Annotated in this window: 13 protein-coding genes; all 13 read right to left on the reverse strand. The window is 28.5% G+C overall.

What is annotated here, in order from left to right; genetic code table 11:
• Nucleotides 1-26: 26 nt before the first annotated feature.
• A complete protein-coding gene (locus tag C7U55_RS07385; RefSeq protein WP_048924392.1) occupies nucleotides 27-548 on the reverse strand; it encodes a GrdB-related putative oxidoreductase in 522 nt (173 codons plus the stop codon).
• Nucleotides 549-561: 13 nt separating this feature from the next.
• Nucleotides 562-1914, reverse strand: coding sequence for a PTS sugar transporter subunit IIC (locus C7U55_RS07390; RefSeq protein WP_106988022.1), 1353 nt, complete (start codon nucleotides 1912-1914; stop codon nucleotides 562-564).
• 16 nt (nucleotides 1915-1930) lie between these two features.
• Nucleotides 1931-2254, reverse strand: coding sequence for a PTS sugar transporter subunit IIB (locus C7U55_RS07395; protein WP_022001211.1), 324 nt, complete (start codon nucleotides 2252-2254; stop codon nucleotides 1931-1933).
• Between the two features lie 15 nt (nucleotides 2255-2269).
• Nucleotides 2270-2590 carry a PTS lactose/cellobiose transporter subunit IIA gene (locus C7U55_RS07400; RefSeq protein ID WP_106988023.1) on the reverse strand — a complete coding sequence of 107 codons (321 nt, stop codon included), beginning with the start codon at nucleotides 2588-2590 and terminating at the stop codon, nucleotides 2270-2272.
• Nucleotides 2591-2676: 86 nt separating this feature from the next.
• Nucleotides 2677-3225: an RDD family protein gene (locus tag C7U55_RS07405; protein WP_204638413.1), complete on the reverse strand. Its 549-nt coding sequence runs from the start codon at nucleotides 3223-3225 to the stop codon at nucleotides 2677-2679.
• 12 nt (nucleotides 3226-3237) lie between these two features.
• Nucleotides 3238-5187 carry a BglG family transcription antiterminator gene (locus tag C7U55_RS07410; protein ID WP_239985182.1) on the reverse strand — a complete coding sequence of 650 codons (1950 nt, stop codon included), beginning with the start codon at nucleotides 5185-5187 and terminating at the stop codon, nucleotides 3238-3240.
• A gap of 52 nt (nucleotides 5188-5239) precedes the next feature.
• Complete coding sequence (locus tag C7U55_RS07415) at nucleotides 5240-5920, reverse strand: response regulator (protein ID WP_106988026.1); 681 nt, start codon at nucleotides 5918-5920, stop codon at nucleotides 5240-5242.
• Entirely contained in the window at nucleotides 5920-7281 is a 1362-nt protein-coding gene (locus tag C7U55_RS07420) for a sensor histidine kinase (RefSeq protein WP_162297429.1), read from the reverse strand. Before C7U55_RS07420 ends, C7U55_RS07415 begins: the two co-directional genes overlap by 1 nt.
• Before the next feature lie 17 nt (nucleotides 7282-7298).
• Nucleotides 7299-7952 carry a potassium channel family protein gene (locus tag C7U55_RS07425; RefSeq protein ID WP_106988028.1) on the reverse strand — a complete coding sequence of 218 codons (654 nt, stop codon included), beginning with the start codon at nucleotides 7950-7952 and terminating at the stop codon, nucleotides 7299-7301.
• A gap of 8 nt (nucleotides 7953-7960) precedes the next feature.
• Nucleotides 7961-9286 (reverse strand): TrkH family potassium uptake protein, encoded by a 1326-nt coding sequence (locus C7U55_RS07430; protein WP_106988029.1) that lies wholly within the window; start codon nucleotides 9284-9286, stop codon nucleotides 7961-7963.
• Nucleotides 9261-9683 carry a hypothetical protein gene (locus tag C7U55_RS07435; protein WP_106988030.1) on the reverse strand — a complete coding sequence of 141 codons (423 nt, stop codon included), beginning with the start codon at nucleotides 9681-9683 and terminating at the stop codon, nucleotides 9261-9263. The genes C7U55_RS07430 and C7U55_RS07435 overlap by 26 nt, the downstream gene beginning before the upstream one ends.
• 113 nt (nucleotides 9684-9796) lie before the next feature.
• The gene (locus tag C7U55_RS07440; RefSeq protein ID WP_106988031.1) at nucleotides 9797-11386 is read right to left on the reverse strand and encodes a YIP1 family protein; all 1590 of its coding nucleotides are present in this window, start codon (nucleotides 11384-11386) and stop codon (nucleotides 9797-9799) included.
• 24 nt (nucleotides 11387-11410) lie between these two features.
• On the reverse strand, nucleotides 11411-11617 hold the full coding sequence (locus C7U55_RS07445; protein WP_106988032.1) for an alpha/beta hydrolase family protein: 207 nt from the start codon (nucleotides 11615-11617) through the stop codon (nucleotides 11411-11413).
• Nucleotides 11618-11916 lie beyond the last annotated feature (299 nt).

Below are 11916 nucleotides of genomic sequence, written 5' to 3' on the forward strand. Positions count from 1 at the left end.
TAGTAGAAAGGATGCTAAACAGCATCCTAAAAACAAAATTTTTCTTTAATTTCTTCAATTTCTTTTTCTTGGTAAAGAGCCTTTGCAAGAACACACATTCCCTCTAAAGACTCATTTAAACCTATACCACCCTTTTTAGGTGTTTTAATAATACATAATTTATCTTTATATTCGTTAATCGTTTCTTGATTATCATCTGACATGGCCGCAATTGCTTTAGAAGATGTATTTTGATTAATATCGTAAGCAATTCTTGCTGCCATTTTTCCATAATTCAAATAATTAAAACAAGGACCACACATTACAACATCAGGTTTTAATTTATTCACCATTGCGCATAATTTTCGACTTACTTCGTCAGGATTTTTTAGATATGTCCCGTCTCCACAATAAAGACATGCCACGACTTTTCCATCTACTTTCTTTAAAAATGGTTCCATCATAACTGCCGGACCAACAGCTTCCTTTTTTGCTCCTAAAGGAATATCATGATCGTCTTTAATACCAGCACCTGATTGAATTTGATCATAAATCATGATTATTTTCATAAATTTTCATCTCCTACAAATCATCAAATGAAAGATCATCTAATGAAATATCATCCTCTTCTTCTTCATCATTTTGCATATTTGTTTCTTCTTCAAGATATTGTTTATCCATTATTTTAATAAATGGCATATAGATAAAGATTCCTAAAATTAATAACAACACTTGTAAAAGAGCTCCTGCCCAATTTGTTGCAAGGAAACCAGAAATAACAATTGGTGTTGTCCAAGGAATATTAATTCCAGAACAAATTGGTACTAAATTCATAGCCATTGCAAAATATGAAATAACAATATTCACTGTTGGAACTAATACAAAAGGTATTAATAATGTCGGATTCAATACAATTGGTAATCCAAAAACAATTGGTTCATTAATTCCAAAAATACCAGGAACAAAAGAGAGTTTACCTAAATTTGTAATACGTTTTGATTTACAGAATAAAAGCATCGCAATAACTAATGATAAAGTAGATCCTGCTCCACCAAAAGTAGCAAATAAATCTTGGAATTGTTGGCAAATAATATGATGTTCACCAGCAATATTTCCTGCTGATAATGTTTGTAAAATTGGATTGAATACGGCACCAACAACCGAACCACCATTTACTCCAAAGAACCAAAATAAATGTAAGAAAATATAAGCAACAACCATTGCTCCTAATGTATCTCCTAAATTTAATAATGGTGTTTGTAAAAATTCAAAAATAATTTGGAATACATTTGTACCTAAAAAACCAAATAATAAGTTAATTGTAAAGAATACGATCATTACCATCGCCGCTGGAATTAATGCAGCAAATGATTCTTCAACTGTAGGTGGAACACCTGCTGGCATTTTAATTGTCCAACCTTTACGTTCCACATATGTATAAATATGGACTGATAAAAAAGCACACATAATTCCGACAAAAATTCCCTTTGATCCTACCCAACCTAAAGGAATACCACTTAAACTTACATCAACTGCTTTACCTGCCACATCAACACTACCGCTAATTGAATATGGCATAATTAAAAACCATGAAACAACGGCAACGGCTGCACCAAATATCTTATTTGTATTCATTTTTCCAGCAAAGGAATACGCTATACCAATTACAGCAAAGATTGCCATAATATCAAAAGTAGCCCCTGCTGGTTTTGAAATAAAAGATGCTAATGTCTGTCCTGTTGAAGAATTAACAACAGTTGTTTCTAAAAAATCAATCCAGGCTTGAATTGGAAAGTTCGCTATCAATAAAAAGATAGAACCTCCAATTAATAATGGAGTTGAAACAAGAAAACCATCACGAATTGACATGAGATACTTATTTCTCCCAATCGCCTCCGCTAGAGGCATTAGTATTTTTTCAAGTTTTTTCATCATAAGACTTGTCCTCTTTCTATTTTTTATTTGATTTAATCAGTTTAATTGCTGATTTTAATACTTTTTCACCATTCATCATACCATAGTCCGCTTGATCAATGACTGCAATAGGAATACCCGTATTTCCAAATTGTTCAACTGTTTCTTCGTACATATATTTCACTTGTGGACCTAGTAAAATACAATCAGGGGTATCTTTTTCTATAATTTCTTCAAGTTTATTGTGTGAAAAAGCTGCCACTTTAATAGGCAAATTGTGTGCATTAGCGACACTTTGCATATTACTCGCTAACATACTTGTTGACATTCCTGCACTACAAAATAAATAAATTTTTTTCATTCTTCTTCTCCCTTCTTATTTTTCTAACGAATAAAGACGTTGGTTCAATTTTATAATTTCAAGAGCCATCATTTTAATTGTTTCAGCAGACATAAGTTGATCTTCTGCATGCATCAATAAAATATTTGGTACAACTGTTTCACCATTTGCTTCTTTTTGTATCAAACCTGCATGTGCTTCATGTCCTTTTACAAATTCCTGATCTCCCTCTTTTATTTTTGCTTTAGCTAAATCAAAAGCACCTTTTTCAGCAATTTTCATTGCTTCAATATAAGATGATTTTGCTACACCTACCGCAGAAATAATTTGAAAACTAACTAACTCTAAATTGTCCATTTTTGTTCCTCCAATATCTTTACATCTATTATTATAAATATTTCTTTATCTTTAGGCTGATAGAGACGTTTCCTAGCAATAGGAAATCAAACACTTACAACCTTTGTATTTCCTATATAGTCATGCATTGCACGATGTTCCTTGGTAAAAATAACCATCAACGTACTTATTCCTCCCACAACAAAACCAACATACATCATCGTTGAAACAATATTTACATGTATGCATAAAGAAACAAGTTGATGCCACAATGCACTTGCACTCACTAAAATACCTTCAATAACAATCATTCCTAAACCTTGTCTTAAAACCAATGATTTTAACGTTACTTCTTGATTATTATTTTGAATAATTTTAACTTTACAAATTCGTTTTCCTACAGTCTGTCCTTTATAAACAAAGAAAGGAATATAAATGTAGTAAAATAAAGCAAAAATTACTCCTAAAATCCCCGCAATAAATCCATAAGGTTGTTGAATTTTTAATAAATTTTGTTTTAACATTGTTCCATACAATTTTTGTGAAACCACAGCAATTGGAAAAGCAGCACAAAGTGCTCCTAAATACCAATCAATAAAATAACTAAGCACTCTTCTTGTTAAAGGTGCATCTTTGTATATATTTCTTTTTGTCATATTCATTAGCTCCTAAGCGATAATTTCTTTCATAAATTCTTCATAATTATTTACTTCTAATAATTGTTCAAATTTCTTTGAATTAGCGACAATACTTGATAGCCAATCAAAAAATATTTTTAATAAATGATTATCTGTTTCTCTAATTCCCAATAAAATAATAAATTTCACATCAAATTCTCCCCATTTCACACTTCTATCTAAAATCAATACAGAAATACATGATTTTTTGGTAGATACTTCTATAGAATGCGGAACAGCAAAACCATACATAAATGAGGTTGCTGAGACTGCTTCCCTTTTAAAAACATCTTCTTTGTATGCTTTTGTAGCTAAATCACTATCTATCAATTCATCACATAAATAATTTAAAATTTCTGTTGTATCATGAAATGTTTGATGAACATGAAATAAATTTTCTTTAATAAGTTTTTTTAACATCTTCACCACATCATTGTGATAAAGCTTATTATCTAATTCATTAAGAAGCTGAAATACTTTACTTTCATCTTCGTTATTTACAAATAAAGTTATTTGAAGAGTTGGTATGTCAAGTTGATGTTTTAAGGGAACTGTTGTTAAAATGAAATCTGGTTGACATTGTTCAACCTGCAATTCTTCAAAAAAATGAAATATCTCAAGAATTTCCATTCTCTCCCCAAATCTATTTTTTAATTTTTCTACACAAGGAATAGATAACATTTGATTATGAGGAATGATGACTATTCCCCGATGGCGATATATGCTTTGGCTTCTTTCATAAGCTGCTCCCAAATGCAAAGCAAGAAATGCCAGCTCGTTTTCGTTAATAGTGTATCCTGTGCATTCAGTAATAACCTCACCAGAATGTACTGCCATTTCAAAAACCAAAGGGTATTTTCTTTTAATTTCCTTTAAATAAAGATTTGTAACTTTAACATTATTCACCTGTCTTTCCAATAAAGACTGTAAATGTGTAATTAATCCAAGTTTTAAATCATAATCATTTGAAAGATCTATACCAAAATATTCCTTTATTTTATCTATAATTGTATAAAAAATATATTTCAAATTTTCACTTTCTTTTTTATTTCGATTATAGAATTTTCCACTTTTTCCCAATAAAAGATACGAAAATAAAACCACTTCATCTTCAATAACGGGTATATGTATCACTTGCGAAACTTTTGAAAAAAAATCTTTTGCCACCTTATATTCTAAACTATCCTTAAGTTTTTCATTATAAGTTTTATCTTCAATATAGTTATGATTAATAATTCTTTCTATTGAAACACCTGCATGTATCATAATCATAGGAAAACTCACATCTCTAATATAGTAATCATTCATTTCACAAACTTCTTCTAATATATCTTTAACTTCTAATAAATCAAAATTTTCCCATAAATCAGCGATAGAATTTAAATTCATAAAATTCCCTTTAGTTTCTTCTGTCAACAAATCTTTATAAAGTTTTCTTTTATCTGCTTCATCTCCTACTAGATAAATTGTATTTTTATTACGAACAATTTTTAAACTTGAATAACTACTAATCATTCTTCTAATTTTCTTTAAATCATTATCTATTGAATATCCACTAATAAAAACTCGATCTTGCAATTGAATTAAATTAATTTCACTTTCTTTAAACAATAATTCCTGTATTAGCCAAACACATCTTTCATGTGATGTTTGTGGAATAATTTCCTTGGGTTCAATATCTTGTTTTGATAAAAGTGTTTGATCGATATGATAACCTTTCCTTTTATCAGCACTAATTAACAAACAATCATAAAATTGATTAATATGCTCTATATCATTACGAATCGTACGATCTGTAACATTTAGAATATGCGCCATCTCTTTCCCAGTAATCCATTTTTTATCATTCAAAAGATCAATTACATGCATTTGTCGGTCATTTAACATGTCTTTTTCCCTCCATTTATTATCATTATAACAGTAAATTCTTTTACATAACATTAATTGTGTTTCCTAATTGTTAGGAAATACAAAAAAAACAAGGTTTCCCTTGTTAATCATTAAAACAATAACCAACCCCAACTTCCGTTACAATAAAATGAGGGTGATTCGTATCTTTTTCTATTTTTCTTCTTAAAGTTGCCATAAATACTCTTAAAGCATTTTGATTTGAATGATCTTGATAACCCCATATTTCTTTTTGAATATAATTATGTGTTAATACCTTTCCTCGATGTTCTATCAAAAGTTTCAACAGATTAAATTCAATTGGTGTTAAATGAATTTCCTGTTCATCAATCAATACCTTCCGTGAAATAAAATCTACATACAAATAATCCTTTTGATAGATTTTCATTTCCTCTCCATCTTTTTTGGATAATCTTTTTGCTACTCTAATCCTTGCAAGAAGTTCTCCCATATAAAATGGTTTAACTACATAATCATTCGCCCCTAAATCAAGTGCTTTTATTTTTTCTTGTTCTTCTAAACGTGCCGAAACAACGATAATAGGCTTTGCGGATATTTTTCTAATTTCTTCAATAATTTCCAAACCATCCATATCTGGAAGTCCCAAATCCAAAATAACAATATCTGGTTGATGACTATAAAACAAACTCAATGCTTCATGTCCTTGACTTGTCATCAAAATACGATATCCTTCTTGTTCAAAAGACATTTGTAGAAAATGAGAAATATAGGGATCATCTTCTACAATCATGATTAAATCATTCATTAAACATTCAACTCCTCATTAGGAATAGTAAAAACAAAACAAGCTCCTTGTACATCATTCTTTGCTTCAATCTCTCCACCATGAGCTTGAATGATGGCTTTACAAATAGCCAGTCCTAATCCTATTCCTTTTTGACTATCATTTGAAATATTTGCATCTGTCACAAATTCATCAAAAATATGTTCTAATATATTTTTAGAAATACCAATTCCTGTGTCTTTGATACTAAACTCTATAGCATCTTTTATCTTTTTTACTTGTATAGTGATTTGATCCTTTTCTTTTGTATATTTTAAGGCATTACTTAAAATATTAATAAGTACTTGTACCATAAGTTTTCCATCAACATTGACTAATAATAAATCATCTGGTACTTCTACTTTAACATTCCTTTTTTCAAGTTCTGGTAAATGATGGATAGCTTCATAAATCAAATCATCAACAACCTCTAAGTTTTTATGTAAAATTAAATTACCGCTTTCTATTTTAGACATATTCAAAATATTTTCAACAATTTGTGTCAACCAATGAGCTTGATTATGAATATCTTTTGCCAGTGAATAAATATCCTCACGACTAAGATTTTCTTGATCCATCATCAATTGACTTGCCCCTACAATTCCTGTAAGTGGTGTCCTTAAATCATGAGAAATGCTTCTTAACATACTATTAAGCATATGTTCTCTTTCCATGGCTACTTTTATTTTTTCTTGTTCTAAATAAGTCAGTTCTCTTTCTAAAGCATTGCCTAATTGATTCGCTGCTGCTTTAATAATAATCATTTGATCTTCATTTAAGTCTTGTTGACTTATAATTTCAATACTTCCTAAAACTCGATTTATTCCTATAATAGGAATTATTTTTTTACTTTCTTCTTTTATTTCCAAGGAAATATTTACTTCTATTTGAACACTTTCTTCAATATATTGTGTTCCTTTAGCCAAAATATGTTCTATCCCTGAAACATTTAATAATCTTTCTGATAAAATATAAAGCTGTTTTGAAATACTTTCATTCTTTTTTGAAATAATAATTTGTTTTTGAAAACGATCTGTCAAACTACATGCAATAATAGAGGTCATCAAAAAGAATATAATAAGCATAAAATCATTAGGATCACTAATATGAAAATCATAATTAGGATTAATATATAAAAAGTTAAAACATAAAACACTAACGATAGAAGCTAATAAACCATAAAAATAACCTTTCGTAAAAGTCGCAATCAACAAAACACCAACAATAAAAACCATTAAAATATTTTCTTTACCAATACTCATTGAATTTAATGTTTGAGAACAAAATAATTCAATAGAAATAATAACTATAAAATAGATAAAATAACGAATTTTTTCTTTCATATTACCACCTAAAGATATCATGACATACACTTTAAGATCATATCAACATCTTTTTTCTTACCAATAACTAAAAGATGATCTTCTACGTTAAAGACATAATCAACAGATGGCAGAAAATCCGTTTTATATTCTTTTTTTATACCTATAATATAAACATGAAAAGCAGCACGAACATTCGTTTGCTTAATCGTTTTTCCAAGCCATTGTCTAAGTGCTGGAATTTCATAAATAGAATACTCATTATCCAATTCAACATAATCATATAAGTTATCATTACTTACGCGAATAGCAAGTTTTTCTGCACTATCACGATTTGGATAAATCACTTCATCCGCTCCATTTTTTAATAAAAATTTGGCATGAATATCTCTCGTTGCTTGTGAAATAACATACTTTGCACCCAATTCTTTTAAAAGACTTGTTATTTCTAAACTACTTTGAAAGTTTGTTCCGATACATACAAAACAAATATCAAAATTAGCAACACCAAAACTTCTTAAAACATCTTCATTAGTACAATCCCCAATCTTAATGTTAGAAATTAATTTTGTGAGATCTTCTAAACGTGACTCATCTTTATCAACGATCATCACTTCATTACCAAGTGAAATCATATTATTTGTAAGATGGTGTCCAAAACGACCCATTCCTATAATTAAAACTGTTTTCATAACTCCTCCTATCCAATAGCAATTTTCTCTACTGGATTTTTACAATTTGATATTCTTTTTTTCTTTGTAAGAGACATCGCTAAAGTTAAGCTTCCTACTCTTCCACAATACATTAATAAAATAACAACTATTTTAGAAACAACTGAAAGTTGCCGTGTAATTCCTGTTGATATACCTACTGTACCTAATGCTGAAAAAACTTCAAAAAAAACATCTTGCATAGGTAATGTAGGCTGATTATCAAAAATAACCATTGAACTTACAATAATAAATATAAAATTAATTAAAAATACAGATGTTGCTTTTTTTATTGTTTTACTATCAAAGCGTCGGTTAAAAGCATTTGCTTCACTCTTATTTGTCATTGTTGCATAAACAAAAATCAACAAGACACTGAAAGTCGTAGTTTTAATACCACCTGCTGTTGATCCTGGACTTCCCCCAACAAACATCAAAAGCATCATCAATAAACTGGTTGCCGGTCTTAAATTGGAAACATCGATCGTATTAAATCCTGCTGTACGACAAGTAACTGATTGAAACAATGAAGCAAGAATCGCTTCTTCTTGATTTAAAGAAGCCAATGAATGATGACATTCAAAAACATAAAAAAGAAAAGCGCCTCCTAAAATAAAAAGAAATGATGAAACAAGAACGATTTTTGTTTGTAATAAATAATTTCTAAACTTAAATTTCTTTTCATAGAGATCTTGCCAAACAATAAAACCAAGACCACCAATAATAATTAAAACCATAATTGTTATATTCACAATTAAATTGGAAGCATAAGGAACAAGAGAACCATAAGGTTCAAGAGTTCCTAACACATCAAATCCTGCATTACAAAATGCAGAGATGGCATGAAATATTCCTAAATAAACACCTCTAGAAATTCCAAATTTTTCACTAAAAACAACACTTAAAATGATAGCACCTATTCCTTCAAAAAGAAAAGTCCCTTTAATAATATGTTTAACCAGTTTTACCCCACCAGAAAGCTTTAAAGAATTCACACTTTCTTCAATCAAACCTCTTTGTCTTAAACTAATTTTTTTCTTCAGATATGTTGCTAGAAAAACACCAATCGTGATAAAACCCAAGCCCCCAATTTGAATCAAAATCAAAATAACAATCTGACCAAATAGTGTCCAATGTGTCGCTGTATCATACACAACCAGTCCAGTTACACAGGTTGCACTCGTCGCTGTAAACAAAGCATCTAAAAAATCAGTTTGTTCACTTGCCCATGGCATTAAAAGTAAACACGTTCCAATCAAAATAACAAGAGCAAAGCCTAATGCTATGATCTCAACATTTGTTCTTCTTTTGATCATATAATTTTTTTATAATCCTTTCTATATCTTCCTTTTTTTGAAAGATATCAATATTATCACTGTAAAGTTCTATATAGTTTTGTTCACCACATAAAGCATAGACATGGGTATTAAACATATCTCTTTGAATACGATAATTCATCAATAAATTGTAATAATCATCCTGACAACAAAGAATCACATATTGATAACTTTGTTCAAATTGATAAATATCTTGTTTGCTCATACATTTAATTTTTTTATTTTCATATTTTTTAATATCTTTATATTGATCTTCATAAATAACCAATACATCTGGATGTTCTATAGTATCTAATACATCATCTACTTTTATCATTTGTCGATAAATAATAACTAAAATACCAATCAAAACAACCACTAACATATAATTTATCATAGTAATCCCCTTTTTACTTTTATTATAAAATTAGAGGCATTAAGATAGTGTTAAGATACATCCTTTAACCATTAATAAAACATAAATAAAAAGGATCAAGATAATTCTTGACCCTACCAATAATCTCTTTGTTGATCTGTGACTTCTAATGTTTTTGTATTTACTAAATAGAAATCAACAAGACTTAGTGTACTCGTTTTTTTTATATACTTTTCTAAAACAATTTCATAATCTTCATCATTATTTTTATATTTATTAAAAACAAGAGATAATGTATATTCATCATTTGTACTTACAACTGCATAAGGATAACCTTTTGCATTCAATTGGTAATCAAAGCATGGATTTTCTAATTTATTTTGTGCTATTAAAAGATTATAAACCTTTTCAAAATAAACTCTTTCTGGATCATTTCCTAAATCAGTCGTATCACTTTCTTGTTCTATGGTATCTTGATTGGATTCTTCTGTTTGATTTTGTGACTCATTTTTATCTGTATCTTCATTGCTTGTTTGAGAGTCAGACATTTCAAAAGAATCTGTCGCTAAATAAAGTTTTAAATCTCGATTATTAGAAAGCTCATAGACTCTGATATCTTTTTGTTTTTCTAAAATATAAATAAAGTAATAATCCTTTTTATATTTAAAATAAAGCATATGGTTATTGACTCTATGCAACTTCACTATCTCGGGTGAACTGTTCTTTTCAAAATAAGCTTTATCATCTTTAATAGTTAAAGTATAGTGTGATGAAATATAGGTTCCTAAATACATGTGATTATTGATTTTAGAAAAGAGTTTATCATTTTTAGTTTCATTTTCTAAAGAAATCACTTCTATTTTTTGATTTTCTAAAAGATAAAGCACACTTTGATAATTTCCTACTTCTGCCTTATTAGAAACATTCTTTATTTGTCTTTCTAACTTTCCATAACCTTTTTTATAATGACTATAAAGTGTAAGCTTTTGATCTTGTCGTGTATAAACCCTACCATTATCTAAACGATGAATATCATTACTTACAATAAACGGTAAAGCAATATAAAAGATAATCAATAATAGACTCACATAAAGACCAATTCCTTTTTTAAACTTCTTTGCTACAAAAAAGATAAACGCTACTCCTAATAGAATACTTGTTATTTGAATAACAGGTATAAGAATCGTTGAAAAAGAAACCATTTCAATATTATTTACATAACTATAAATACTACCTAATACAAGATTCCCTAAACTTAATGAAAAAAACATAACAAGAATTGCCATACAAAAAATAAAGAGTTTTGTTTTTTTAACATTTATAGGTTTTGTATTCTTCGCAAATTGATTTAAATAATCATAGAGTTTTTCATCTTTTTCTATCATAATAGAATAATCAATAAAATTCAAAGTTATGGTTTCTTTTGAAACAACATAATTTTGCAGATCTTTCATTTCAATGAATGTATTGTTATAAAAGAAACGATGATCTTCATCAATATAAACCAGGTCATATCCTAATATTTTTTTCTTTTTTCTGAAATTTAAATTGATAATGGCCATAGCAGCCACAAAAAGAATAATCCAGGCATAATCGAAATCATATAAAATACTTTCCAAAGCAAAAGCTAATAGTAAAACATATAAAGATAAAGTAGCCAATTGTTTATACATTTGTTGTTTGATTATATTCTGATATTCAAATTCTTTAATATGTAATTCCATAGATATCACCTCTTTTATTTTAAGTTATTGATGTTTATCTAAAAAAGCAATGATTGTTTGATAAACGTCTTCATTATAAAAAATACTTCTTCCATGATCTGCGTCATGAACTCTACCAAAGGTTACTTCATAATGATATTCTTTTAATTTTTCATAAAGTTCAATACTTTGGGTGATTGGTACAACATGATCTTTATCACCATGAAGGATAAGAAAAGGTGGTAAATTCATCCAATGGCATGAACTTAAGATATAATCTTAGGTTCATGTCTTTTTATTTTTATCCTTTTTTTATAATAGTATCTCATATTTCTTTTTATGTAGTATAGGGTATATAATCTTATTACTTTTAATTTAAATATATTTATTATATATTTGTAGTATAGGATGGTGATGTTATGTTTGTAAAAGTTGTAAAAAATAATAGAGGTCGTCCAAATACCTCTTTTATCTCAATTGTTGAATCTTATCGTGAAGATGGAAAGGTTAAACATCGTACAATCAGAAATCTTGGACTTTTTGATGACGAT

The sequence above is a fragment of the Faecalibacillus faecis genome, assembly GCF_003024675.1.
GTDB lineage: Bacteria > Bacillota_I > Bacilli_A > Erysipelotrichales > Coprobacillaceae > Faecalibacillus > Faecalibacillus faecis.

Bases quoted from the DNA above. Each gene is read 5' to 3' on its own strand.
- C7U55_RS07385 (WP_048924392.1), bottom strand. From the start codon at position 548: ATGAAAATAATCATGATTTATGATCAAATTCAATCAGGTGCTGGTATT.
- C7U55_RS07390 (WP_106988022.1), bottom strand. From the start codon at position 1,914: ATGATGAAAAAACTTGAAAAAATACTAATGCCTCTAGCGGAGGCGATT.
- C7U55_RS07395 (WP_022001211.1), bottom strand. From the start codon at position 2,254: ATGAAAAAAATTTATTTATTTTGTAGTGCAGGAATGTCAACAAGTATG.
- C7U55_RS07400 (WP_106988023.1), bottom strand. From the start codon at position 2,590: ATGGACAATTTAGAGTTAGTTAGTTTTCAAATTATTTCTGCGGTAGGT.
- C7U55_RS07405 (WP_204638413.1), bottom strand. From the start codon at position 3,225: ATGACAAAAAGAAATATATACAAAGATGCACCTTTAACAAGAAGAGTG.
- C7U55_RS07410 (WP_239985182.1), bottom strand. From the start codon at position 5,187: ATGTTATGTAAAAGAATTTACTGTTATAATGATAATAAATGGAGGGAA.
- C7U55_RS07415 (WP_106988026.1), bottom strand. From the start codon at position 5,920: ATGAATGATTTAATCATGATTGTAGAAGATGATCCCTATATTTCTCAT.
- C7U55_RS07420 (WP_162297429.1), bottom strand. From the start codon at position 7,281: ATGAAAGAAAAAATTCGTTATTTTATCTATTTTATAGTTATTATTTCT.
- C7U55_RS07425 (WP_106988028.1), bottom strand. From the start codon at position 7,952: ATGAAAACAGTTTTAATTATAGGAATGGGTCGTTTTGGACACCATCTT.
- C7U55_RS07430 (WP_106988029.1), bottom strand. From the start codon at position 9,286: ATGATCAAAAGAAGAACAAATGTTGAGATCATAGCATTAGGCTTTGCT.
- C7U55_RS07435 (WP_106988030.1), bottom strand. From the start codon at position 9,683: ATGATAAATTATATGTTAGTGGTTGTTTTGATTGGTATTTTAGTTATT.
- C7U55_RS07440 (WP_106988031.1), bottom strand. From the start codon at position 11,386: ATGGAATTACATATTAAAGAATTTGAATATCAGAATATAATCAAACAA.
- C7U55_RS07445 (WP_106988032.1), bottom strand. From the start codon at position 11,617: ATGAATTTACCACCTTTTCTTATCCTTCATGGTGATAAAGATCATGTT.